The 24,013-nt window shown below is 74.6% G+C and carries 23 protein-coding genes; 2 read left to right on the top strand and 21 right to left on the bottom strand.

Features of this window, described 5'->3' with window-relative positions:
• Nucleotides 1–5: 5 nt before the first annotated feature.
• From hypF to ACGF0D_RS30590, 12 genes are all read right to left on the bottom strand, one after another.
• Nucleotides 6–2,318, bottom strand: coding sequence for a carbamoyltransferase HypF (gene hypF, locus ACGF0D_RS30645; protein WP_392921701.1), 2,313 nt, complete (start codon nucleotides 2,316–2,318; stop codon nucleotides 6–8).
• Nucleotides 2,315–3,082: a hydrogenase nickel incorporation protein HypB gene (gene hypB, locus ACGF0D_RS30640; RefSeq protein ID WP_392921699.1), complete on the bottom strand. Its 768-nt coding sequence runs from the start codon at nucleotides 3,080–3,082 to the stop codon at nucleotides 2,315–2,317. Before hypB ends, hypF begins: the two co-directional genes overlap by 4 nt.
• A 5-nt stretch (nucleotides 3,083–3,087) precedes the next feature.
• Complete coding sequence (hypA, locus tag ACGF0D_RS30635; protein ID WP_392877505.1) at nucleotides 3,088–3,468, bottom strand: hydrogenase maturation nickel metallochaperone HypA; 381 nt, start codon at nucleotides 3,466–3,468, stop codon at nucleotides 3,088–3,090.
• A gap of 134 nt (nucleotides 3,469–3,602) precedes the next feature.
• A complete protein-coding gene (locus ACGF0D_RS30630; RefSeq protein ID WP_392877506.1) occupies nucleotides 3,603–3,707 on the bottom strand; it encodes a DUF6893 family small protein in 105 nt (34 codons plus the stop codon).
• Nucleotides 3,701–4,210 (bottom strand): hydrogenase maturation protease, encoded by a 510-nt coding sequence (locus ACGF0D_RS30625; RefSeq protein ID WP_392921696.1) that lies wholly within the window; start codon nucleotides 4,208–4,210, stop codon nucleotides 3,701–3,703. The genes ACGF0D_RS30630 and ACGF0D_RS30625 overlap by 7 nt, the downstream gene beginning before the upstream one ends.
• On the bottom strand, nucleotides 4,207–5,574 hold the full coding sequence (locus tag ACGF0D_RS30620) for a hypothetical protein (protein WP_392921694.1): 1,368 nt from the start codon (nucleotides 5,572–5,574) through the stop codon (nucleotides 4,207–4,209). Before ACGF0D_RS30620 ends, ACGF0D_RS30625 begins: the two co-directional genes overlap by 4 nt.
• Nucleotides 5,571–6,212, bottom strand: a complete 642-nt coding sequence (locus ACGF0D_RS30615) for a DUF6084 family protein (RefSeq protein ID WP_392921691.1) — start codon at nucleotides 6,210–6,212, stop codon at nucleotides 5,571–5,573. The genes ACGF0D_RS30620 and ACGF0D_RS30615 overlap by 4 nt, the downstream gene beginning before the upstream one ends.
• Entirely contained in the window at nucleotides 6,209–6,856 is a 648-nt protein-coding gene (locus ACGF0D_RS30610) for a DUF5947 family protein (RefSeq protein ID WP_392877514.1), read from the bottom strand. The genes ACGF0D_RS30615 and ACGF0D_RS30610 overlap by 4 nt, the downstream gene beginning before the upstream one ends.
• On the bottom strand, nucleotides 6,853–7,320 hold the full coding sequence (locus ACGF0D_RS30605) for a thioredoxin (RefSeq protein WP_392877516.1): 468 nt from the start codon (nucleotides 7,318–7,320) through the stop codon (nucleotides 6,853–6,855). The genes ACGF0D_RS30610 and ACGF0D_RS30605 overlap by 4 nt, the downstream gene beginning before the upstream one ends.
• The gene (locus ACGF0D_RS30600) at nucleotides 7,317–9,104 is read right to left on the bottom strand and encodes a nickel-dependent hydrogenase large subunit (protein WP_392921688.1); all 1,788 of its coding nucleotides are present in this window, start codon (nucleotides 9,102–9,104) and stop codon (nucleotides 7,317–7,319) included. Before ACGF0D_RS30600 ends, ACGF0D_RS30605 begins: the two co-directional genes overlap by 4 nt.
• A 168-nt stretch (nucleotides 9,105–9,272) precedes the next feature.
• Nucleotides 9,273–10,337, bottom strand: coding sequence for a hydrogenase expression protein HypE (locus ACGF0D_RS30595; protein WP_392921685.1), 1,065 nt, complete (start codon nucleotides 10,335–10,337; stop codon nucleotides 9,273–9,275).
• Nucleotides 10,338–10,470: 133 nt separating this feature from the next.
• The gene (locus ACGF0D_RS30590; protein WP_392921683.1) at nucleotides 10,471–12,159 is read right to left on the bottom strand and encodes a hydrogenase maturation protein; all 1,689 of its coding nucleotides are present in this window, start codon (nucleotides 12,157–12,159) and stop codon (nucleotides 10,471–10,473) included.
• A 148-nt stretch (nucleotides 12,160–12,307) separates the two neighbouring features.
• On the opposite strand from ACGF0D_RS30590, the gene ACGF0D_RS30585 reads away from it, so the two are divergent.
• A complete protein-coding gene (locus ACGF0D_RS30585) occupies nucleotides 12,308–12,739 on the top strand; it encodes a GNAT family N-acetyltransferase (protein WP_392877524.1) in 432 nt (143 codons plus the stop codon).
• A 34-nt stretch (nucleotides 12,740–12,773) separates the two neighbouring features.
• On the opposite strand, the gene ACGF0D_RS30580 is transcribed toward ACGF0D_RS30585, so the two are convergent.
• The 3 genes from ACGF0D_RS30580 to ACGF0D_RS30570 form a co-directional block, all read right to left on the bottom strand.
• Nucleotides 12,774–14,165 carry an amidase gene (locus ACGF0D_RS30580; RefSeq protein WP_392921680.1) on the bottom strand — a complete coding sequence of 464 codons (1,392 nt, stop codon included), beginning with the start codon at nucleotides 14,163–14,165 and terminating at the stop codon, nucleotides 12,774–12,776.
• Nucleotides 14,152–14,361, bottom strand: a complete 210-nt coding sequence (locus ACGF0D_RS30575; protein WP_392921678.1) for a hypothetical protein — start codon at nucleotides 14,359–14,361, stop codon at nucleotides 14,152–14,154. Before ACGF0D_RS30575 ends, ACGF0D_RS30580 begins: the two co-directional genes overlap by 14 nt.
• A gap of 92 nt (nucleotides 14,362–14,453) precedes the next feature.
• Nucleotides 14,454–15,593 (bottom strand): PP2C family protein-serine/threonine phosphatase, encoded by a 1,140-nt coding sequence (locus ACGF0D_RS30570; protein ID WP_392921675.1) that lies wholly within the window; start codon nucleotides 15,591–15,593, stop codon nucleotides 14,454–14,456.
• A 289-nt stretch (nucleotides 15,594–15,882) separates the two neighbouring features.
• Between ACGF0D_RS30570 and ACGF0D_RS30565 the strand changes: the two genes are divergently transcribed.
• Nucleotides 15,883–16,374, top strand: coding sequence for a signal peptide protein (locus ACGF0D_RS30565; RefSeq protein WP_392921672.1), 492 nt, complete (start codon nucleotides 15,883–15,885; stop codon nucleotides 16,372–16,374).
• A gap of 76 nt (nucleotides 16,375–16,450) precedes the next feature.
• Here ACGF0D_RS30565 and ACGF0D_RS30560 read toward each other — a convergent pair whose 3' ends face one another.
• The 6 genes from ACGF0D_RS30560 to ACGF0D_RS30535 all read right to left on the bottom strand — a co-directional run bounded on the left by ACGF0D_RS30560 (nucleotide 16,451) and on the right by ACGF0D_RS30535 (nucleotide 24,011).
• Nucleotides 16,451–18,502 (bottom strand): transglycosylase domain-containing protein, encoded by a 2,052-nt coding sequence (locus tag ACGF0D_RS30560; RefSeq protein ID WP_392921669.1) that lies wholly within the window; start codon nucleotides 18,500–18,502, stop codon nucleotides 16,451–16,453.
• Nucleotides 18,503–18,720: 218 nt separating this feature from the next.
• Nucleotides 18,721–19,740 carry an ArsR/SmtB family transcription factor gene (locus ACGF0D_RS30555; RefSeq protein WP_392877536.1) on the bottom strand — a complete coding sequence of 340 codons (1,020 nt, stop codon included), beginning with the start codon at nucleotides 19,738–19,740 and terminating at the stop codon, nucleotides 18,721–18,723.
• A 28-nt stretch (nucleotides 19,741–19,768) separates the two neighbouring features.
• Entirely contained in the window at nucleotides 19,769–21,052 is a 1,284-nt protein-coding gene (locus ACGF0D_RS30550; RefSeq protein WP_392921666.1) for a zinc ribbon domain-containing protein, read from the bottom strand.
• 3 nt (nucleotides 21,053–21,055) lie between these two features.
• Entirely contained in the window at nucleotides 21,056–21,619 is a 564-nt protein-coding gene (locus ACGF0D_RS30545; protein WP_392877540.1) for a phage tail protein, read from the bottom strand.
• A complete protein-coding gene (locus tag ACGF0D_RS30540; protein ID WP_392921664.1) occupies nucleotides 21,616–23,574 on the bottom strand; it encodes a putative baseplate assembly protein in 1,959 nt (652 codons plus the stop codon). The genes ACGF0D_RS30545 and ACGF0D_RS30540 overlap by 4 nt, the downstream gene beginning before the upstream one ends.
• Nucleotides 23,574–24,011, bottom strand: coding sequence for a GPW/gp25 family protein (locus tag ACGF0D_RS30535; protein ID WP_392921661.1), 438 nt, complete (start codon nucleotides 24,009–24,011; stop codon nucleotides 23,574–23,576). The genes ACGF0D_RS30540 and ACGF0D_RS30535 overlap by 1 nt, the downstream gene beginning before the upstream one ends.
• Nucleotides 24,012–24,013 lie beyond the last annotated feature (2 nt).

Below are 24,013 nucleotides of genomic sequence, written 5' to 3'. Positions count from 1 at the left end.
CGCTCTCACTCCTCCCGGGTGGCCGACGACCGGGCGGCCACCATCAGCTGGCCCAGCGCCAGCCCTCCGTCGTTGGGCGGCACCCGGCGGTGCCGCAGTACGGTGAAGCCGTCCTCCCCGAGCCCGCTCGCACAGGCCGAGGAGAGCAGCGCGTTGGCGAAGACCCCGCCGCTGAGCGCCACGGTGGTGGTGCCGTGCCGCTCCCGGACGGCCGCGCAGATCCGCCGGACCAGCTCGGCCACCGCGTGATGGAAGCGGACGGCGACCAGACCGGCGGGGGCTCCCGCGGTCACGTCGGTCACCACGGCGGCCAGCACCGGCGAGGGGTCGGCGATCCAGCCGTCCGCCCGCTCCGACAGGCCGAACGCGTAGCCGCCGGTCCGCACGAAGGCACAGGCCGCCGCCTCCAGTTCGATCGCCGCCTGGGCCTCGTACCCGGCCCGCTGGCAGACCCCGGCGAGCGCGGACACCGCGTCGAACAGCCGCCCCATGCTGGAGGTCGGCACGCAGTTCAGTCCGCGCTCCAACTGCCGCTCCAGCAGGGCGAGTTCCTCCTCCGTGCAGGCGCGGACCGGTGGCAGCTGGGGCAGCCAGGGCAGCCCGGCCGCGCGCAGGTGGGCGAGCGCCGTCCGGTACGGGCGCTCGACGGCCGCGTCGCCGCCCGGCAGCGGCACGTACCCGAGGTGGGCGAGGCGGCGGAACCCGTCGTAGTCGGCCAGCAGCACCTCGCCGCCCCAGATCGCGCCGTCCTCGCCGTAGCCGGTGCCGTCGAAGGCCACCCCGAGCACCGGCCGGCCGCCGTCCAGGCCGTGTTCGGCCATCACCGCGGCGATGTGGGCGTGGTGGTGCTGCACCCGGTGCACCGGCCGACCGGCGGCGGTCCGCTCGGCGTGCCGCAGCGAGCGGTAGCCGGGGTGCCGGTCGGCGACCAGCAGTTCGGGCCGTACGCCGCTGACCGTGCCGAGCTGCTCGACCGCCCGGTCGAAGGCCCGCAGGGTGGCCAGGTCGTCCATGTCGCCGATGTGGCCGGACAGCCAGGCGTAGCCGTCCCGGGCGAGGGCGAAGGTGTTCTTGAGGTCGCCGCCGACGGCCAGCGCGGGGCGGACGGGCACCGGCAGCGGGACCGGCAGCGGCGCGTACCCGCGCGAGCGGCGCAGCGGCAGCCGCTCGCCGTCCACCACCCGCACCACCGAGTCCTCGCAGGGGACGTGGATCGGCCGGTCGTGGGTGAGCCAGCCGTCGACCAGCGGGGCGAGGCGCTCCAGTGCCTCCCGGTCCTCGGTGACGATGGGCTCGCCGGAGAGGTTGGCGCTGGTCATCACCAGCAGGTCCGGCCCGGGGGCGGCGAGCAGCAGGTGGTGCAGCGGCGTGTACGGGAGCATCACCCCGAGGTCGGGGCTGCCCGGCGCGACCCCCTCGGGCACCGGCAGGCCCCTACGGCGGAGCAGCACGATCGGCTTCACGGGCCCGGTGAGCAGTTCCCGTTCGACCGGGTCGACGGGCAGCAGGCGCTCGACGGTGGCGAGGTCGCGGGCCATCACGGCGAAGGGCTTGTCGCCGCGCCGCTTGCGCCGGCGCAGCAGGGCGACGGCCGCGGCGTCGCGCGCGTCGCAGGCGAGGTGGTAGCCGCCGATGCCCTTGACGGCGAGGATCGCGCCGTCGGCGAGCAGCTGCCGGGCCGCGGTGAGGGCCTGTTCCCCGTCGAGGTCGGGGCGTGCGGGCACGGTCAGCGCGAGCCTGGGCCCGCAGGCGTGGCAGGCGACGGGCTGGGCGTGGAAGCGGCGGTTCGCGGGGTCGGTGTACTCCCGGACGCAGTCCGGGCACATCGGGAAGCCGGCCATGGTGGTGTTGGCCCGGTCGTACGGGAGGCCGGTGACGATGGTGTGCCGGGGGCCGCAGTCGGTGCAGCTGATGAAGGGGTGCCGGTGGCGGCGGTCGGCCGGGTCGGCGAGTTCGGCGAGGCAGCCGGCGCAGACGGCGGTGTCGGGCGGGATCAGGGTGGTGCGGGGGCCGTCGGGGCGGGAGGGGACGATCCGGAAGCCGGTGGCGCCGGTGACGGCGAGCGGCGCGTGTTCCACCGAGTGCACCCGGGCGAGCGGCGGCGCGTCCCCGGCCACCCGTCGGCAGAAGGCCGCGAGGGCGTCCGGGCTGCCCTCGACCTCGACCAGGACGCCCTCGCCGGTGTTGGTGACGGTGCCGGCCAGTCCGAGTTCACCGGCCAGCGTGTGGACGAACGGCCGGAAGCCGACCCCCTGCACCAGGCCTCGGACGGCGACCCGCCGCCGCTCGCGGTCGAGCCCGGGGTGACCGGCCGTCACGCGTCCTCCCCCACGACGGAGTGGCCGTGGTGGTGCCCGTGTTCGTGCTCGTGTTCGTGACCGTGGTCGTGCGGCGCCGGCGCCGACATCACCGGCCGGTGCGGCTCGGCCCCGTCCAGCACGGCCAGCGCCCGGTCCAGCAGCGCCCCGACGCCCGCGCCCGTCCGGGCGGAGGTGTGCAGCACCGTCACCCCGGGGTTGACCCGCTGGACGTTCGCCAGGAACGCGGCCTCGTCGAACTCGGCCGCCGCGGCGAGGTCGGCCTTGGTCACCAGCACCAGGTTGGCCGGCCCGAAGGCCGTCGGGTACTTGAGCGGCTTGTCCTCGCCCTCGGTCACCGAGGCCAGCACCACCCGCAGCGTCTCGCCGAGGTCGTAGGAGGCCGGGCAGACCAGGTTGCCGACGTTCTCCACGAACAGCAGCCGGCACTCCGCGGGCAGCCAGCCGTCCAGGTGCCCGGCGAGCATCCGCGCCTCCAGGTGGCAGAGCCCGTCGGTGAGCACCTGCTTCACCGGGGCGCCCGAGCGGGCCAGCCGGCGGGCGTCGTTCTCGGTGGCGAGGTCGGCGGTGAGCGCGGCGACCGCCACCCCTCGCCGCCGGGCGAGGGTCAGCTCGGCCTCCAGCAGCGCGGTCTTCCCGCTGCCGGGGCTGGACAGCAGGTTCACCGCGATCGTGCCCCGCTCCGCCAGCGTCGTCCGCAGCCGGCGGGCGCTGTCGTCGTTGCGGGCGAGGACCGCCTGACGGAGGTCGACCGTGCGGCACATCGGCATCAGCCTTTCTGTTCGGCCCGGACGCCGGGGCTCCGTGACCACTCGACGTCGAGGATCTGCAGTTCACGGCCGGACAACAGCTCCACGCCGCCACCGCCGTCGCAGCCGGGGCAGCCGAGGTCCGGCGGCATGCCGACCGCCCACTCGACCGCGCAGGGGGTGCAGCGGGCCCGGGCCGGGACGGACTCGGTGTCCAGCACCGCGCCCGCCACCAGCGTTCCGGCGCAGGCCAGTTCGAAGCAGAAGTCGAGGGCCTCGGGCACCACGCCGGCCAGCTCGCCCACCCGCAGGCGCACCCGCGCCACCCCGGGGGCCCCGTGCTCGCGCGCGGCCGTGTCCACCTGCTCGACGACGGCCTCGGCGATCGACATCTCGTGCATGGGTCCCCTTCCCGGAGCGGGCGGCAACGCGCCCCATTACAGGGCGCGGTGGCGGCGTCGGCCCGAAGCCGCGCCGCCACCGGGTGCGGGGCTGCACCGTTCGCAGCAATCCGCACCGCACGGGTCGTCCCCGGTCACATCCGGGAGATGTGCAGGTACCGCTTGATGTCCGGCAGGCTCTGCCAGAGCAGTGCGCCGATCCCCGCCAGCAGGGCGACGCAGAACAGTTTCCTCAGCATGGTGTCGTCTCCTTCTCCGGTTGCGCGGCCTCGTCCACGACGCGCAGGACCATTCGGACCGCCTCCTCAACGGCGGCGGCGACGGGCTCGCTCAGCCCGATGCCCTCCTCCAGCGAGGCCGGCTCGCAGCCGACCACCAGCACCCGTTCGGGCGGCTCGCCGCCGGTGCCGGCGGCGAGCGTGGCGAGCAGGGCCAGTACGGCGTCCGGCCTCATCCGGTGCCCGTCCAGGACCGGTACCTCCAGCGGCTGTTCGGCGTCCGCCTCGATCAGGTAGACGGTGCCGGGCGCTCCGCCGCGGCAGGTGGCGTCCACCAGGACGGCGGTGCGGTGGCCGTCGAGCAGCCGGTACGCCAGGTCCACGCCGCGCACGCCGACGTCGACCAGCTCGACACCGGCCGGCAGCGGGTGGGCGGCCAGCCGCCGGACGGTCTCGACGCCGAAGCCGTCGTCGCCGAGGAAGATGTTGCCCACCCCGGCGACCAGCACCGTGGCGCCCGTCACGACTCCTCCAGCGGTGTGACCTCGTCGGGTTGGAAGTAGCGGAAGCGCCCCTGGGCGCGCCACAGGTCGGCGCCCGGGTCGTCCTCGACCGTGACGGCCAGGTGCACCGAGCCGTCGACGTCGTACAGCACCGCCTCCACGATGCCGGTGCGCCCGTCCAGGAAGAGGTCCTGGGCGTCGGTGCGCCGCCGGCCCGGCCGCAGCAGGACCCGGCTGCCGGCGCCGACCTCCCGGCCGTCGACCAGCACCCGGTCCCGCTCGGGGTCGACCTCCGGGTCGTCGCCCGGGTCCCACCACGGCTGTTCGGCCGCTCCGGCGCCGCCGGTGACCTCGCGCAGCCCGCGGATGGCCCCGTGCAGCCGCTCCAGCACCTCGGGCGGCAGGGACTCGGCCAGGTCGATCACCGCGCCGGCCCGTTCGTCGGTGCCGCGGGCCTCCCGTTTCTCCTCCTCGGTCAGGGCCGCCGTCCGCAGTGCCAGGATCTCGTCGATCTCGGTGGCGTCGTACAGGGTGCCGAGGCTCTCGGGGGCGATCCGCGGGTGGTCCTCCAGGATGATCGGCGAGGACAGCACGACGCCGCGCTCGCCGTCCGGTCCGGCCAGCACCGGCCAGGTGCGCTGGTTGCGGCACCGCTCGACGGCCGGACGGGCCCACTCGGGCGGGTCGGTGACGGACAGGAAGCGGCCGTGCTCAAGCCCGAGCAGCAGGTGGGCGGAGACCAGTGAGCGCGGCAGCGCCTGGTCGCGGGTGGCCCGCCGGGGCGGCGTCCAGTCGGAGGTGTTCTCCACCTCGACGGTCAGCCGCCGCGCCAGGTACGGGCCGGGCACGTCCTCGGCCCGCAGCCAGACCAGGCCGTCGACCTGTTCGCGCCGCCGCACCAGCCGGCCGAGGACCTTGCCGTCCTCGCGCACCAGCCCGGTCTCGCCGACGCCCGGCAGCCGGAACGGCCGCTGCACCCCGTCGCCTTCCAACTCCTCGACGGGAATGAGGAGTTCGATCCGCTCCTCGACGCCCTCGTCCCACTCGACGAGGTCCCGGTCGGCCAGCGCCAGCCGCTCGACCGACTCGAAGCCGGCCGCCGTGGCCCGCTCGACGGTGCGCCGCTGGACCCGCAGGAAGCGCAGCTCGACCGCCAGCAGGTCCCCGCCGCGCGCCTCCATCACGCACTCGGTGCGCTGGTGGGAGTGCTCGCCGCCCTGCACGGTGTACTCGGGCGGCACCAGCACGCCGAACTGCCAGCGCAGCCGGTTCTTGGCCGCCGAGGCGCGGTACGGGTAGAGCACGTAGCCCTCCAGCAGCACCGCGTCGGCGATCTGCCGGGCGGCCGCGAAGCCGCGCTCGATCCGCTCCGGGAAGCCGCTCACCGGACCGTCCCCTCGCTCGCCGCCGCGAGCAGCTCGCGCACCGTCGCCTCCCAGGAGGGCAGAGCCCGCCGGGAGCGGTAGGCGAGCAACTCGTCCATCACCTCGTCCGGCAGCCGCAGCCAGCCGCTGCCGGGGAAGTGCCGGTCGATCGCCTCCCGCCAGACCCCGACCGGCATCCGCACCCTGGCCTCCCGGTCCCAGGGCACCGGGCTGACCTGGAACCCGGCGGGGCCGGCGAAGGCGGTGCCGGAGAAGAGCAGCAGCATCGGCACCTCGCCGCCGTCCAGCGCCCGGAAGTAGCGGGCCGAGGCGACGTCCTGGTCGTAGGTGCAGGGCACCGCGAGGTCGATCTCCGTCTCGCCGGTGAAGCCGGGCACCAGCAGCGGCACGGTGGCGAACTGGACCGGGTTGAGCGTGGTCGCCCAGCGCTCCCGGCCGCCGAACAGGTCGGCCAGCCGCTCGCCCTCGGCGTCGCCGTACGGTCGGCGGCCCGGTTCGATCCGCAGCTGGCACTGGAGAACGAGGGCGTGCACCCGGGTGTCGGCCGACGCGGTGATCCGCAGCCGGAACACCAGGGTCGGCCCGGCCGCGTACGGGTCGGAGCGCACGCCGGTGCAGGCGAAGGCGAGCGCCGTCACGCCGTCACCTCCGCGGGCAGCGGGCGGGCCCGCTCGGCCAGCCGCGCGAAGAACGCGTCGAGTTCGGTGCGTGCCTCGGCGCCGCCGTCGAAGCCGTGCCAGCACCGCCGCAGCCGGCCGACCAGTTCGTAGCAGACGTCGATCGGCACCAGGAAGCACGCCACGCGCTCCTCGGTGCGGCGCAGCAGCAGCGCCTCCACGTCCGGCTCCAGGGCGTCGGCCAGCCGGCTGCCGCCGAGGGCGCGCCGCCAGGCCTGCTCGTCCAGCTCGCTCTCGGTGGCGCCGGCCGGGCCGGGGTAGAAGGCGAGGAGCTGGTCCAGCACGGTGTTGCGGAACAGGAAGGCGGTGCCGACCGGGATGCCCAGCACCGACCAGGCCTGCTGGTCCAACTCGCCGTCCGGGTCGGCGAGGTAGCGGTCCGGCACGGTGCGGTAGCGGCCGCCGGCCGCGCCCGGCTGCTGGAACAGCAGGCCGCAGGCGGTGCAGGCGCAGGCCAGGGCGCGCTCCTCGACGTCCACCAGGTGGCGGTGGCCGTCGGGCAGGTCCCGGCCGCAGAACGCGCACTGCTCGGGGCGCGGCGGGGCCGGTTCGCGCAGCCGGTGCAGCAGGGCCGTGCCGTCGCGGGAGATCCGGCGGGTGTTCATCGCGCCTCCGCGGGCTGCGGCGGGCGGGTGCCGATCTGCAGCAGCTGGGGAGCGCGTTCCAGTTCCACGGCCGTCACCTCGGGCGCGTGGCAGGCGAGGACGGCCTCCACCTCCTGTTCGCCGCAGCCGCAGCCGGTGGCGGTGCGGCGCAGCCGCAGGACGCCGGTGGCCTGGTCGAAGCCGGCCACCTCGACCCGCTCGGGCAGGTTGGCGAGGGCCCGGTCGATCCGGGCGGGGAGGTCCTCGGGGTGCAGGTCGTGCAGGAGCAGCAGCCCGGCCACGGCCGGGTCGTCCAGCATCCGGTCCAGCGCGGGCGGGGGCAGCGCGGGGACCATCCGGGCCAGACCCTGGCCGTAGAACTCCATGAGTTCCCTGACCAGTTGCTCGCCCGCCTGCTCCGCGCCGCTGCCGGCCAGGTCGTCCAGGGCCTGCTGGATCCGCTGCCCGGTCCGCTCGGCCGTCATGCGGTGAGCCCGCTCAGGCCGGTGGGCACGTGCATGGTCTGCACGGTGCGCCCGCCGCCGACGTACATGTGCACGCCGCAGGGCAGGCAGGGGTCGAAGCTGCGCACCGCGCGCATGATGTCGATGCCCTTGAAGGTGTCCGGGGGGTTCTCCTCGAAGATCGGGGTGTTCTGCACCGCGTCCTCGTACGGGCCCGGCGTGCCGTAGCTGTCCCGGACGCTGGCGTTCCAGGGGGTGGGCGGGTACGGGTGGTAGTTGGCGATCTTGCCGTCGCGGATCACCATGTGGTGCGAGAGCACGCCGCGCACGGCCTCGGTGAAGCCGCAGCCGATCGACTCGTCCGGCACCTCGAAGCGTTCCCAGGTCTGGCTGCGCCCGGCGCGGACCTCGTCGAGCGCCTTCTCGGCGAAGTGCAGGGCGGCGGCGGCCGCGTACGCCTGGAAGTAGGTGCGGGCGCGGTTGCGCTCGATGGCGTTGCTCCACCGCGGGATCTTCCACTCGAAGGTGACCTCGGGCTTGGTCATCGAGCGGGGCAGGTTGATCTGCACGCTGTGGCCGGTGGCCTTGACGTAGCCGATGTCGACCAGCCCGGACAGGGCGGTGGACCACAGCCGGGCGATCGGGCCGCCGCCGGTGTCGAGGGCGAGGTGGTCCTTCCCGTCGAACCAGCGCGGGGACATCACCCAGCTGTACTTGTCGTCGAAGTTCCGCTTCTGCGGGGCGGGGATGGTGTGCTGGTTCCACGGGTGCCGGGGGTCGACGGGGTTGCCCAGCGGGTCGTGGGTGACGAACAGGTCCTTGCCCTGCCAGTCCTCGTAGTAGGAGCTGCCGAGCAGGATGCGGATGCCCAGGTTGATCTGCGTCAGGTCGTTGGTGACGAGCTTGCCGTCGACCACGATGCCGGGGGTGACGAACATCCGCCGGCCCCAGTCCGTCATGTTGCGGTAGGTGAAGTCGCAGTGGTCCGGGTCGTTGAGGCTGCCCCAGCAGCCGAGCAGGACCCTCCTGCGGCCGACCTCCTCGTAGCCGGGCAGGGCCTGGTAGAAGAAGTCGAAGAGGTCGTCGTGCAGCGGCACGACCTTCTTCATGAACTCGACGTAGCGCATCAGCCGGGTCAGGTAGTCGGTGAACAGCTGCACCGTCGCGACCGTGCCGACGCCGCCCGGGTAGAGCGTGGAGGGGTGCACGTGGCGGCCCTCCATCAGGCAGAACATCTCCCGGGTGTACCGGCTGACCTGGAGCGCCTCGCGGTAGAACTCGCCCTCGATGGGGTTGAGCGAGCGCATGATGTCGGCGATGGTCCGGTACCCGTGGTCGCCGGCGTGCGGGGCCTCGGTGCGCTCGGCCTGCTCCAGGACGCCCGGGTTGGTCTCGCGGACCATCTTCTCGCAGTAGTCGACCCCGACCAGGTTCTCCTGGAAGATGTTGTGGTCGAACATGTACTCGGCGGCCTCGCCGAGGTTGATGATCCACTCCCCCAGGTGCGGGGGCTTCACCCCGTACGCCATGTTCTGGGTGTAGACGGAACAGGTGGCGTGGTTGTCGCCGCAGATCCCGCAGATCCGGCTGGTGATGAAGTGGGCGTCGCGCGGGTCCTTGCCGCGCATGAAGACGCTGTAGCCGCGGAAGACCGAGGAGGTGCTGTAGCACTCCGCGACCCTCTTCTGCTTGAAGTCGATCTTCGTGTGGATGCCCAGGCTGCCCACGATCCGGGTGATCGGGTCCCAGGACATCTCGGTCAGGCCGCTGCCGTCGCCGGCCGCCCTGGTGGTCGGAGTTGCCATCGTTGCTGTCGTGTCCTTGTCTCTGGGAGCGGGGCCCTCGGCGGGCGGGATCGGTGGGAGTGCGGGGCCTCGGCGGGCGGGATCGGTGCGGAGGACGCGGGGCCTCGGCGGGCGGGAGAGGGTCGGCGGCGGCCGCACACCGGGTGGTGTGCGGCCCTCCGGCGGTCGTCACCAGGGCGGTCGGTAGCCCGTGGTCAGCTGGCGGCCGGTGCGGCGCCACTTCGGTTCCTTGTCCAGGGTGTTCAGCGTGATCGCGCGCAGCCGGCGGATCAGCGTGCCGTACGCGCTGCTGGCGTTGGAGGAGACCCGGGAGCCGGGCGGCGGGTCCATGAAGGGCATGAACTTGTCCGGGAAACCCGGCATGGTGCAGGCGATGCAGATGCCGCCCACGTTCGGGCAGCCGCCGATGCCGTTGGTCCAGCCGCGCTTGGCGACGTTGCACTTCACGACCGGGCCCCAGCAGCCGAGCCGCACCAGGCACTCGGGGGTGCCGTAGTCGGTGGCGAACTGGCCCTGCTCGTAGTAGCCGCCGCGGTCGCAGCCCTCGTGCACGGTGGCGCCGAACAGCCAGGCGGGCCGCAGCTTGTCGTCCAGCGGGATCATCGGCGCGGAGCCGGCCAGCTGGTACAGCAGGTAGGTGAGCGTCTCGGCGAAGTTGTCGGGCTGGATCGGGCAGCCCGGCACGCAGACGATCGGCAGTCCGGCCTTGGACTTCCAGTCCCAGCCGAGGTAGTCCGGCACGCCCATGGCGCCGGTCGGGTTGCCGGCCATCGCGTGGATGCCGCCGTAGGTGGCGCAGGTGCCGATCGCCACCACGGCGGTCGCCTTGGGGGCGAGCCGGTCCAGCCACTCGCTGGTGGTGATGGGCTGACCGGTGGCGGGGTCGTCGCCGAAGCCGCACCAGTAGCCCTCCTTCTTGATCTTCTCGTTGGGGATGGACCCCTCGACGACCAGCACGAACGGCTCGATCTCGCCGCGGTCGGCCTTGAAGAACCACTCGACGAAGTTGTCCGCGCCCTGGACCGGGCCGCACTCGAAGTCGATCAGCGGCCAGTGCACCGCGACCTTGGGCAGGCCGGGCAGCGCACCGGTGACGATCTCCTCGATGCTGGGCTGCATCGCAGCGGTCAGCGAGACGGAGTCGCCGTCGCAGCTGAGGCCCGCGTTGATCCAGAGAATGTGCACCACGTCGGTGTCGGTGGTTGCGGCTGTTGCAGCTGTTGCAGCACCCATGAGGATGCCTCCTCGGGGATGGGAGCCGGAGGGAATGGCTCGAAAGCCAGTCATAGCAACGGTCCGGTCCTGGCGCCGGTCCGCGTGGCGCGAACCGGGGCCCGGGGAGGCAAGCCCGGCGGGGCCGTTCGGGTCACGCCCGCGCGGTCGGCCCCGTCGCCACCGGGCGCTTGTGGACGAACGCGGAACGCAGCGCGTGGTACGGCGATTCGGGTGTGAAGAACTGCCGGTGCATCACCGCGAGCTCCTCCTCCCGGTACGCGTCGAGCGGCTTCGTCCGCTCGTCGGCGTCGCGCGCGGCCTTCTTCGCCGCGATCCGCTGCTGGGTGGTGGGCGAGGCGGCGAGCAGGCCGGCCAGGTGGGCCGTCCGCCGCTCGAACTCCTCCGGCCCGCAGGCGAGCACCCGGTCGACCAGGCCGATCCGCTCGGCGGTGGCCGCGGAGACCGGGAGGGCCTGGTGGGTCAGCCGCTCGGCCGCCGCCGCGCCTACCCGGCGCGGAAGGGAGTACGTCCAGTACTCCGACCCGTACAGCCCCATCAGCCGGTAGTGGGGGTTGAGGACGGAGCCGCCGCGGCACCACACCTCGTCCGCGGCCAGCGCCAGCATCACCCCGCCGGCCGCGGCGTTGCCCCCGACGGCGGCGACCACCAGCCGGTCGGTGGTGGTGAGCACCGCGTCGACCAGCTCGTCCATCGCGGTGATGTTGTCCCAGGACTCGACGGCCGGGTCCGCCGAGGCCTCGATCACGTTGAGGTGGATGCCGTTGGAGAAGAAGTCCCGGCCGCCGCCGAGCACCAGCACCGAGGTCGGGCGGGCGAGGGCGAAGCGGTAGGCCGCCAGCAGCCGGCGGCAGTGGCCGGTGGACATCGCGCCGCCGGGGTAGGAGAACCGCAGGAAGCCGACCGGGCCTTCCTCGCGGTAGCGCAGGTCCGACCAGACCGGGCCGTCCTCCTCCTCCGGCATCAGCGGCGCCGTCGCCTCCGGCAGGGCGGGCAGCAGGCCGCCGAGCGCCGTCACCGCGGGGAGCTTGACGCCCGCGGGGCCGCCGGGGGTGTGGCGGCGCAGTTCCGGGATCCACACCGCACCGTCCACGGTGGCCCGGCAGAGGGCGCCGGCCCGGGTGGCGATCAGCTCGCCCGGGCGGCCGCGCAGTTCCGGCTCGCGGTGCCCGCCGTGCAGGTACCAGGTGCCGCCGCACAGTTCGTCGAGCACGCCGGGCCGGGAGTCCGCGGCGCGGAGCCTGCGCAGCACCTCCTCGGTGGGGTCGGTCGCCCAGTCGATCCGGCGCTCCTCCTGGCGCAGGACGGGCCCGGTGCGTACCGCGGCGCTCCAGCCGGGCCCGGACTGCGGCTGCGGCGCGTACGTGCCGGAGGCGAAGCGCTCCACGGCGAGCAGCGCGGCCGCCACCGCCGCGTCGGCGACCTCGTTGCGGTACAGGTCGCTCTTGCCGTACTCGGGCAGCAGGCAGGGCGCCCAGGCCCAGACCGGGCCGGCGTCCATCTCCGCCTCGGCCTGGAGCACCGTCACGCCCCATGCGGTGCGGCCCTCCTGGATCGCCCGGTCGAGGGAGGAGGGGCCGCGGTCGCCGGGCGGTCCGGGGTGGACGACGAGGCAGGTGAGCCGCGACCAGAGCTTGCGGGGGATCGCCGTGCGGAGCATCGGCGCGAGCACCAGATCGGGTTTCAGTCGGCCCACCGTTTCGAGCAACTCCTCGTCATCACCGGCCAGTTGGACGTCCACGGTGTGGCGCCGGTCGCGCAGTTCGGCGTGCAGCCGCTGGCTGAGGCTGTTGAACGCGCTGACGAGGAGAAGAATCCGCATGTCCGCCTCCGAGGGGGTGGGGCTCCGGGGAACCCGGCGATCATCACCTCCGCCTCCGCGACCCCCCGCCCGGTCCGGCATGTCGCGCCGCGCGTTCACCCGAGCGGCCGGAGCCGGACAGCAGGGTCGAGCGGGTAGCATGTAAGCTATGACTCCGATAAGTGACCCTTACGAGCTTCGCCCCGGCGTGCCCACCGTCGAGGTCTTCCGCCGCCTGCGCACCGACGCCGGACTCTCCGACAAGGCGCCCGAGGCGGTCGCGGTCGCCCTCCCCAACACCTGGTACGGCGTGGTCCTCCACCACGAGGGCGAGCCCGTCGGCATGGGGCGGATCATCGGCGACGGCGGCACCGCGTTCCAGATCACCGACATCTGCGTCCACCCCGCGCACCAGGGCCACGGCCTCGGCAAGCGCATCATGGCGGCACTCACCGAGGAGCTGGAACGCCGGGCCCCCGCCACCGCGTACGTCTCGCTGATCGCGGACGGCCCCGCGCGCTTCCTCTACGAGAAGTTCGGCTTCGCGGACACCGCCACCCACGACTCGATCGGCATGTACCGCCTGATGGAAGGCCGTTGACGGCCCCACGCGCCGCCGGAGCGGCCCCGCGGGCTCAGACCACCGGGGCGAGTGCCCGCGCGGGCCGGGTCCGCTCGTAGGCGTGGCCGACCCGCAGCAGCGTGCGCTCGCCGAACGGCCGCCCGAGCAGTTGCAGGCCGATCGGCAGCCCCGCCGCGTCGCGGCCGGCCGGGACGGACAGGGCGGGCACGCCGGTGACGTTGGCCGGGGCGGAGAGCCGGACGTAGGCCTCCGGGACGCTCTCGGTGGTGCCGTCCGGCCAGCTGACGCTCTCCTGGCCGGCCCGGACCGCCGTCGTCGGCACCGTCGGGGCGGCGATCACCTCGACCTGCGCCAGCACCCGCGCCCAGGCCTCCCGGATCATCGTCCGGGCGCGCTGGGCGCGCAGGTAGTCGCCCGCGCCGATCAGTTCGCCGGCCTCCAGCAGCACCCGGACGTCGGCCTGGTACAGCTCGGGGACGGTGCGCAGGGTGCGCGCGTGGTAGGCGGCGGCCTCGGGCGCCGTCAGGCCCCACAGGGTGGGCACGAGGTAACGCGCCATCGGGATCTCCACCGCGACGGGCCGGGCACCGAGGGCCTCCAGCTGCGCGACCGCGCCGTGGACGGCCACCGCGACCGCCTCGTCGACGTGGTCGAGGTAGTAGCCGTCCGGCACGCCGACCCGCACGCCCGTCAGGTCCGGCTCCCGCTCGGGCCGGTGGTCGACGGTGGGGACGGCCACCGAGGCGGGGTCGCGCGGGTCGTGCCCGGCGATGGCGTCCAGGACCAGCGCCGCGTCCTCGACGGTCCGGGTGATCGGCCCGACGTGGTCGAGCGACCAGGACAGCGAGGTGACGCCGTGCCGGGGCACCAGCCCGTAGGTGGGCTTGAGGCCGACCACCCCGTTCAGCGCGGCGGGCACCCGGATCGACCCGCCGGTGTCGGTGCCCAGGGCGAAGGTCGCCGCCCCGGCGGCCACCGCGACGGCCGACCCGCCGCTGGAGCCTCCGGCGACCCGCCCTCGGTCCCAGGCGTTGCCGGTCTGCGGGGTGGTCAGGCCGTACGCGAACTCGTGGGTGTGGGTCTTGCCGGCCAGGACGGCCCCGGCGGCCCGCAGCCGGGCGGCGACGGTGCTGTCCTCGGCCGCGCGGTGGCCGTCGCGGACCCGGGAGCTCGCGGTGGTGGGCGTGCCGGCGACGTCGATCAGGTCCTTCAGCCCGACCGGGACGCCGTGCAGCGGCCCCCGGTACCGGCCCCCGGCGATCTCCCGCTCGGCCTCGCGGGCCGCGTCGCGGGCCTGCTCGGCGGTGACGGCGACGTACGCGCCGAGCCGCGGCTCCACCCGGTCGATGCGGCCGAGGACGGAGTCGACCAGCTCCACGGGGGACAGCCGCCGTTCCCGGATCTCCGCCGCCGCGGCGGCGAGGCTCAGCTCATACGGCTGCATCGGGCCGCTCCCCTCCCGCGCGGAAGACGGCATCGGGCGGGGTGTCCCCGTAGTCCAGCTCCCGCAGGACGGCGACGACGGACTGGAGGCGCCGGGCGGTGGCCGCCACCGCGGCATGGCGCTCGGCCGGCAGGTCGAGTCCGGCCCGGGCGGCCCACCGGGCGGCCTCGGACGGGGTGAGTTCGGCGGAATCCACGGGTGCGCTCCTGACTGAGGCTGGTGCGGCGGGGTGACTCGGACGTCGGACGGAGGATCCCCGTCGGCGGCGCCGTCCACCCCACCGCGGGCTCAGCGCACCGGCTCCACCTGCTCCACCGGCGGCGTCCGGACGGCGAGCAGGGCGGTGTCGTCCGTCAGCCGGCCTTCGGTGTGCCGCAGGACCGCGGCGGCCACCTCGTCGACCAGGCGCCCCGGGTCGACCGTCCCCGGGCCGTCGGCCAGCCGGTCCAGCTGGGCGCGCAGGGAGAAGAACGCGCCCGTACGGTCACGGGCCTCCGTCACCCCGTCCGAGACGATCAGCACCGTCTCCCCCGGGCCCAGCCGCAGCCGCCGCACCGGCGGCAGCCCGCCGGCCAGCTGGGCCAGCCCGATCGGGGCGCCGCCGCCCGGCGGCAACTGGCGAACGCCCTCGGAGCCGAGCACGTGGGGGCTGTCATGGCCGAAGTTGACCACCTCCACCTCCCCCGGCGCGTCGGCGGGGAAGCCGACCACCACCGCCGTCGCGAACCGCTCCTCCCCCTCCCCCAGCCGCTCCGCCAGCAGGTTCTGCCGGTGCAGCCGCTCCTCCAGCCAGCCCGCGACGGTGGCCAGGTCGCCCTCGTGGAAGGCGGCCTCCCGGAAGCAGCCGACCAGGGCCGCCGCCGCGGAGACGGCCGGCAGGCCCTTGCCCTGGACGTCGCCGAGGATGACCCGCGCCCCGAACGGGGTGGCCAGCACGTCGTAGAAGTCGCCGCCCACCCGGGCCTCGACGTCCGCGGCCAGGTAGCGCGCCGCCGAGTCCACCCCGCCCCACCCCGGGGGCACCGGGCGCAGCACCACCTGCCGGGTGGTCTCGGCCGCGCCCTGGAGGTGGCGGACATAGCCGGCGGCGCGGACGCGGAAGATGCTGATCGGCACCGAGAGGGCGGCTCCCGCGATCACCAGCAGGAAGTCCTCGGTCCCCTGGGACTTCCCCCAGATGCTGTCCAGGGCGGGATAGGCGGCGATGGCGAGGAGGGAGAACAGCACGGTGGCGGCCGGCCCGCAGAGCCCGGCGGCGACCACCGGGACCATGACCAGCCAGCTGACCGACGCGAAGGTCATCGGCGTGGCCGCGTCCACCCCCACCACCAGCCCGAGCACCGCCAGGGGCACCAGCCAGGAGCGGTGGCCGTACCGGATCAGGATCGGCGTCCGCTGCCCCGGCTCCTCCACCGAACGCGCCCGCACCCCGTCCCTCCCCTTCTCGCGACCTGCCCCGACCTCCGGACGCCCCGCGCGGGCGAGGGCGCCGGGCGGAGGCTGCGCCCAAGGTAAGGGGCCCGCTCCCGGCGTGGGCGACGCCCCGGCCCGACGGCCCCGGCCGTCGCACGTTCGGCCCAGTCGCGGCGCCACTCCCGGCGCTCCGGCCGGGCCCGGCGTGCGGCCTTCCGGGTGAGGGGGCAGGGTGGTGCCGTACGGACCTGCCCGGACCAGTCGGCGCACCCGCGTGCCCTGGCCGTCGGCCGAAGGAGGCGCCATGCGCACCCGGAAGATCCCCCGTCGGAGCGTGGCCCTGGCCGCGGCCGTCGCCGCCGTGCCCACCGCCCTGCTCACCGCCCCGGCCCAGGCCGCGACCGGCACCGCGGCCGCGGCCGGCGCCCCGCCGACCGGCTTCGTGGAGCTGCCCACCTCCCCGCTGCCGCGCGACGACGCACAACGGGTGGTCACCGTCACCTACCGCAACGACTCCTCGGCGGACCGGACGGTGGCCCCGCAGATCCTCATCGAGTCCCCCCAGAACGGCCCCTTCCTCGACCCGTCGAGCATCCGGCTCGAGGTGCTCTCCCCGGACGGCCACTGGCGCACCACGCCGCTCGCCAGCCAGACCGGGACGCTGTACACCAAGCTCGTCCCGGCCAAGCTCGTCCTGCACGGCCACCACACCCTGACCGAGCGCTACCGGGTCACCGTCGTCGGGGCGGCCCCCGCCCAGGGGACGGTCGAGCCCAGGGTGGCGCTCTACGGGTGAGTCCTGCCCCGAGTCACCGGCCCAGGGCCTGTCTCTCGGGTTTCGTCGGACCCGGCAAGGACCCAGGAGACAGGCCCTAAGGCAGCTGCACCGGGGTGAAGGTCCCGGCCGGGGTCCCGGCCAGGGCGCCGTCCATGGCGTCGCGCCAGATCGGGCCGGCCAGGGTGCCGCCGAAGGCCTGGCCGACCACCGTGCCGCCGATCCGCTGGCCGTCCAGCGGCTTCGGGTTGTCGGTGTCACTGACCACGGTCGCACCCGCCATCTCCGGGGTGTAGCCGACGAACCAGACCTGGCGGCTGTCGTTGGTGGTGCCGGTCTTGCCCGCGCTGTCCCGGCCGGTGAGGCCGGCCGTCCGGCCGGTGCCGTCCTCCACCACGCCCTTGAGCATCGCGCTGACCGTGTCGGCGGTGCCGGCCGACATCGCCGCCGTGCAGTTCGCCTGCGGCACCGCGAGCGGCTTGCCGTCGGGACCGGTCACCGAGGCGATCGCGGTCGGCGCGCAGTAGGTGCCGTGGGCGGCGAAGGCCGCGTAGACGGCCGCCATGCCCAGCGGCGTCAGGTCGTTGCTGCCCAGCGTCATCGACGGGACCACCTGGAGCTTCTCGCCGCCCGCCTGCTGGGTGATGCCCAGCTTCTCGGTCATCCGCGCGACCGAGCACAGGCCGGTGTCGGCCTCCAGCTTCGCGAAGTAGGTGTTGACGGACTGCGCCATCGCCGACTTCATGTCGAACCGGCCGGTGAGGCTCTGGCTGTCGTTGTGCACCTGCCCGGCGGAAGGGAACCGGCCGCCCGAGCAGTCCGTCATGGCCGGCCACGGGATGCTGTAGTCGGTGGTGTAGCTCTGATCGGCCGGTATGCCGCCCTCCAGGGCCGCCGCCGCGACGATCGGCTTGAAGGTCGAACCGGTCGGGAACCCGAGCCCGCCGCCCAGGGCCTTGCCGACGTTGTAGTTGATCTGGGTCTGGTGCTGCCTGTCGTCCACCCCGTACGGGCGGCTCTGGCCCATCGCCAGGATCCTCCCGGTGCCCGGCTGGACGATGCTCATCGCCGTCGCCGCCTGGTCGCCCGCGTCGACGTGACCGGTGACCGAGGCCTGCAGCGCCGCCTGCGCCTTCGGGTCGAGCGTGGTCCGGATCTGCAGGCCGCCGCGCTTCCAGAGCGCCTGCCGCTCGGCCGCCGACTTCCCGAAGGCCGGATCCGTGAGCACCACGTTGCGCACGTAGTCGCAGAAGAAGCCCTCGCCCTGCTTGGCCAGGATGCAGCCCTGCTGCGGCGCCTGGACGTTCAGGCCCAGCGGGGAGGCGATGGCCTGCCGGGCCTCCTCCTGGGTGATGTGCCCGTACGCGGCCATCTTGCGCAGCACGGTGTCACGCCGCTCCTTCGCCGCCGTCGGGTTGACCGTCGGGTCGTAGCCGGTCGGCGACTGCACCAGACCCGCCAGCAGCGCGGCCTGCGGCAGGGTGAGGTCCGCGGCGTGCACGCCGAAGTAGCGCCGGGCGGCCGCCTCGACACCGTAGGCCTGCTCGCCGAAGAAGGTGATGTTCAGGTAGTTGGTGAGGATCTGGTCCTTGCTCAGGGTCTCCTCGACCTTGATCGCGTACTTCAGCTCCTGGATCTTGCGGCCCACCGTCTGCCGCTGCGCCTCGGCGACCTTCTGCGGGTCGTCTCCCGCCTCCTCGACGAAGACGTTCTTCACGTACTGCTGGGTCAGGGTGGACGCGCCCTGGGTCGCGCCCGAGGAGGCGTTGTTGTCCAGGGCGCGCAGCACGCCCTTGAGGTCGATCGCGCCGTGCTCGTAGAAGCGGTTGTCCTCGACGTCCACCAGCGCGGTCTTCACCAGCGGGGAGATCCGGTCCGCCGGGACGACCGTGCGGTCCCGGTCGTACACGGTGGCGATCGTGCCGCCCTCGGCGTCGAGGATGGTCGTCGCCTGGGACAACGGCGGGGTCCTGAAGTCGTCGGGCAAGCCCTGGAAGTCGTCCGCCGCCGACCGCGCGCCGAGCCCGACCGCCGCCACCGCGGGCAGCACCATCCCCGCCGCCACCACCCCGGCGACCACGCTCACCGCGATCAGCCGCGTCCCGTGCCCCAGCTTCCCCATGCCCGCCACCACCCGCCGTTGTGCCATGACGGGTGACCGTACGTGGCGCAGATGAGGAACTCCTTGGAAGGCCACCGCCGTACCCCGGGTGCCCCGGCCCCTGGTGGGTGACATTCGGCGGGCAATGGATGGAACGCCCCGGGGTGCGAACGGCCCCTACGTCACGGCGAACCTGATCGCGATGAAGGACGGCGCCCAGCGGTGCGGGGGGGCTGCCGCTGGTGTGAGTGCGCGGGCCGCACCGTTCAGGACGGATCGGAACCGGGCGGTTCGGTGCCGTCGCCGAGCAGGCCGAGGCCGAGGGCGGTCGGGCTGTGCAGTGCGGTGTTGCGGTACCGGGCGGTGCGGACGAGGCCGGCCTCGCGCAGCACGGTGGCGTGTTCGCTGGCGCTGGAGGGGGTGGTCCCGGCGAGCGCGGCGAGTTCCTTCGTCGTGCAGCCGGGGTGTTCGGCGATCGTCTGCAGGACGGCGGCGCGGGTCTGTCCGAGCAGCGCGGACAGGGCGGCCGCCGTCCCCGCCGGGGCCCGGTCGGGCCCGAGCAGGGCCGGCCAGCCCGCCGGCCGGCTGTCGTCGATCGGGTAGGTGATCACGGGCAGGGGCAGGCCGTGGGTGTCGTCGCTGACCATGGCCCGGGTGGCGAACACGGACGGGCCCAGCAGGACGCCCTGCCCCCGCAGGTGCAGGTCGTGGTCGACGCCGCTGCGGACTTCGAGCACCGGCGGGTTCCAGCGCATCCAGCGGGGGTTGGCGCCGGCCAGCAGGAGTTCGACGCCTCCGCCGAGGAACTGCCGCAGCCGCACGGACCGGTCGGCGGCGTGGCGGTCGACGAGCTGCGGCCAGTGGCCGCCGACCAGGTGCTCGTAGAGCAGCCCGAGGCTGTCGGCGAGTTCCTCGCGCAGCGCCCGGTCGTCCGCCAGGTGCCGGGCCCACCCCGGGACGGGCTGGTGCTCGGCGATCGCGGCGAGTTCCGCCTCGACGAGCCGGCGCGGGGTGGCCCGTACGCGTTCCAGCAGTTCCTCCGGGTGGCCCGCCACCGCGGGCATGAGGAAGGTCGGCCCCCAGCCGTCCGCCGGGACCAGGGACAGAGCCATGCGGGCGCCGTCGGGCAGGCCCGCGAGGACGCTCCGCCGCCACGGATCCAGCCGCGCCGCCTGGCTCCGTTCCTGCAGGGCCCTTGCCGCGGCCATGAGTTCGGAGAACGGCATCGGCTCCGCCGGCCGGGTCCTGGCCAGGTCCTCGGCGGTGAAGTGGATCCGGTAGACCATCGTTTCCCTCCGGTAGCGCGCGCCAGGGTCAGGTGCGCTTGAAGAATTCCACCTCCGAGAGCGCGATGGCGCGGCCGGGGCCCGTCCCGGCGGCCTCGCGGACGGTGAGCTTCACCTGGGTGACGTCGCTGATCCCGGTCGGCACGGTCTGCGGGCCCGGCTGGTCGTTGAGCGCGACCTGCTCGGTGTGCACCTTGCCGTCCTCGGAGGTGACCTCCATGGAGACGACGATGGGGCGGGCCTGCTGGCGGAACTGCTGCTGGTCCACCGAAGGGCCGGTGTGGACGATCAGGTCCACCAGCCGGAACGGGGTGCGGAAGGAGAAGGTGACGGAGTCCCCGATCGCGGGTGCGCCCCAGTAGGTGTTGGTGAGGCCGTCGTCGGCCGCGCCGGCCGGATGGCCCTCGACGGCCGCGCTCGCCGTGGTGGCGGAGGGGGTGATCGGCGCGGTGCCGCGGACCTTGTCCAGCACGTCCTGGAAGGCGACCTTGCCGGCCGGGTAGAGCAGGATCCCGGCGACGACCAGCGCGACCAGCACGAGCAGCGCGATGGTGCGGCGCAGCGCGTTGCCGGAGCCGCCGATCCGCACCCGGCGCCGGAACGGCCAGCGGGTGCGCCACCAGGGCAGTTCGGGCGCGGCCGCGGTGGGGGTCAGCGGTGCGGCGCAGCGGCGGCAGAACTTCCGCTCGGGCAGGTTGGGCGTGCCGCACCGGGGGCAGGGCGGGCCGTCCTGGGTCTCGACGGTCTCGGCCGGCCGGCTGACGGGGCGCGGGGCCACGGGCTTGGCGGGCTGGACGGCCACCGGGTCGGCCTGCGGGGCGGGGGCGGGTGCGGCGGTCTGCGCGGGGGCCGGCCGTACGGGGGCGGGGCTCGGGCGGGCGGGCTCGGCGGCGGGCGGGGGCTCGGGGGCCGGGGTCTCGACGGGCGCCGGGCGGGCGGGCGGCTGCTGCGCCTTGGCCTCGGGTTTGGGCTCCGGCTTGGGCTCCGGCTTGGGCTCCGCCTTGGCTTCTGTCCTGGCTTCCGCGGTGGTTTCCGCCTTGGCCGCCGGTTCGGTTGTCGGCTCGCTGCGCGCGGTCCGGCGCGCGGCGCTCCGCCGAGTGGATTCGGCGGGCGCGGGCTCCGCCGTGGGTACGGGTGTCGGCTCGGGCGCGGGTTCGGCCTTCGCGGGTGCGGGCACCGCCGCGGGCGCGGCCGTCGGCGCCGCCGCCGGGGTGGCGGGGGTGCCGCGCGACCAGCCGAGGTAGGCGCCGCAGTTGCCGCAGAAGTCGTCCCCCTCCCCGTTGGCCGTTCCGCATTCGGGGCACACCGGCATCCGTCAGCCCTCCGTTCGCCCGGGTGGGCCGGGCAGGATCTCCACCCGGCAGGTCAGGTGGACGGGACAGCCCGCCCTGACGACGGACCGCACCTGGTCCTCGTCCGGCGCCGGTCCGCGCAGCGGCCAGACCCGGACCAGCACCTCGCCGCCCGGCGCGGGCGCCGGCGTGGCGTCCGGGTCGGTGGACCAGGAGGCGCCGCCGCCGTCCACGATCTCGGCTCCGGCGCCGAGCACCAGTCGCAGGCGTTCGGTCAGGCCGCGGCGGGTGCCGCGCCAGCGGTGCAGTTCGACGGCGCGCTCGACCACGGCGCGGCGCACCTCCACCGGCCAGGCCGGGTCGACCTCCACCGCGACCCAGGAGGCCAGCCAGTCGAGGAAGTCGGCCGGCGCGAGGCCGGGCCGGAAGTAGGCGGGCAGGTTGTCCAGGGTCGCGAACACCGGGGCGAGGACGGTGTCCAGGCCCGCGGTGAACCGCTGGGCGAAGTCGTCGTCGGCGAACAGCGCCGGCAGCAGTTCGCCGATCGGGTGCGGGCTGGGCAGCCCGGGGACGGCGGCCCGGGTCATGAGATCCCCTCGGCGGCCGTGGTGACCACGACCTGGTGCTGGTGGGAGAAGACCAGGGCGTCCGGCGGGACCTCGACCCGCTCGGCGGGGGCGCCCCGGCGTCCGGTGATCGGGTCGGCCGGGAACAGCCGCACCTCCTCGACGCCCGAGACGGCGGACACCCGCTGGAGCACGGCGAACACCTCCCCGTACTGCACCGCCCGGCCGAACGGCCAGCCCGTGCCGTCCGCTCCTCCGCGCAGCGGGTTGAGGTACCGGTACAGCGCGGCGAGCACCTCCTCGCGGACCCGGTCGGGGTCGGCGGAGCGGGTGGTGAGCCGGGCGACGACCGTGACGCCCTGGTAGGAGGGGGGCTGGACGAGCAGCCGGGTGCCGATCAGCCGCCGCTCGTCGAGGGCGGTCGCGACGGCGGCCAGCATCTGCTCGTCGGGGATCAGCTGTTCGAAGCGCAGCCGGTCGCCCTCGTCCGCGACGGCGTCGGGGACCACCAGGACCCGCACCGCCCCGGCCTCCGCGCCGCCGGCGGGCACGCAGCTGATCCGGGCGGCGGACGGCGCGGCCTGCCGGGCGATCAGCTCGAAGTCCCCGGCGGTGACGGCACGTTCCTGCAGGCGCAGCTGGTGCGGGGCGCGGGCCTTGGCGTTCTCCACGGTCTCGCCGTCGACCCCGCCGCGGGCCGCCTCCCGGTTGTCCACCCGGGCGATGTACGGGACGGAGCTGCGCAGCACCGTGACGGTGCCGCGGGCGACGTTGCCGGCGATCCCGCCGCCGGTGCGGTAGCGCGGGACGCGCAGCTGGGCGCCCTTGGGCGGTACGGCGCCGAAGGCGCGCAGGCTGCCGTCGGGCTCCCGGACCGCGGGCGGGAAGAGGAACTCGCCGGTGGTCGCGTCCAGCACCACGTGCCGGTCGGTGGGCGAGGACTCGCCGAAGTGCTCGACGACCGTCCAGCGTTCCCAGCCCTCGCCGGCCGCGACCTCGACCACCGGGGGCTCGCCGTCGAGCAGCACCGGCGGCCGGGCGAGCCGGAAGCGCTGGCCCGCGACGCCCTCGGAGGCGCCGAGCGGCGCGTCGGTGACGGTCCGCGCGTGGACGGCGGTGGCGGTGCCGCCGACCGTGAACACCTCGGCCCGCCGGATGGTCGGGGACTCGGAGTAGAAGGGCTGCCCCGGCTGCGGCTCGGTGACCCGGCAGCGCAGCCAGCCGGCCCGCCGGCCGGCGACCACCGAGGCGGTGTGCCCGGCGGGCACGAAGACGACCACCTCGCCGGGCCGGTTGAGGCCGCCGGTGGTGTCGCTGCCCGTCTCGCAGGCGATCCAGCGCGCGCCGTCCCAGACCTCCCAGGCCAGCGGAGGCTGGCGCGGGTCGACGCCGACGCCCTCCACCCGGCTGTCCAGGCGGACGATCAGGATGCAGCGCGGCACCACGGCGGGCAGGGCGAAGAGCATGGCGTCCCCGGCGACCGGGCGCGGCTGGAAGCACGGCACGTCCGCGCCGTCGGCCAGCCGGGCCGTGCCGTCGGACTGCTCGCCGGAGGCGGAGACGGTGACCAGCCGCTCCAGCGAGCTGGGGACGATCGGCAGGTCCTCGGCGGTGGAGAAGACCACCGCGTCGTCGGTCTCGGTGCGCAGCGTGGAGACCTCGGTGCCGGCCCGCAGCAGGACGGTCTCGGGCTGCGGGGCGGAGAGCCAGAAGTCGACTTCGGTGCGGGCCGCGGCGGGCGGGAAGAGCCGGATGCCGAGCAGGTCGAGGAAGGCGGCGTAGTTCTTCTCCGGGACCCGGTTCAGCCGGTAGAGCAGCTGGTCCACCAGGTAGGCGAAGGTCTCGATCAGGGTGACGCCCGGGTCGGAGACGTTGTGGTCGGTCCACTCCGGGGCGCGCTGCTGGACGTAGCGCTTGGCCTCGTCGACGAGCTGCTGGAAGCGGCGGTCGTCCAGGTTCGGGGAGGGCAGGGCCATCAGTACGCACCCCCGCTCGTCGCACTCAGCGGCTCGGCCTCCGGGTGCTCCGGGATGGTGTAGAAGGGGAAGACCAGGTTGCGGCGGTCGTTGGTGGCCCGCACGGTGTAGTGGACGTCGATGTAGAGCGTGCCCTCCTCGACGCTGTCGAAGGCGATCACCACGTCGTCGACCTCGATCCGCGGCTCCCAGCGCTCCAGCGCGATGCGCACCTCGCGGGCGATCCGCCCGGCGGTGGTGCTGTCGCCCGGGGCGAAGACGTACTCGTGGATGCCGCAGCCGAACTCGGGCCGCATCGGCCGCTCGCCGGGGGCGGTGCCGAGGATCAGGCGGATCGCCTCCGCGAGCTCCTGGTCCCGCTCCACCATGCCGATGCCGCCGGTGGCGTTCACCCGCAGCGGGAAGGCCCAGCCCCTGCCTATGAAACTTCCACTCATGC

This window comes from Kitasatospora sp. NPDC048298, assembly GCF_043201465.1.
GTDB lineage: Bacteria > Actinomycetota > Actinomycetes > Streptomycetales > Streptomycetaceae > Kitasatospora.
This window is presented reverse-complemented; position numbering and strand designations above follow the sequence as displayed.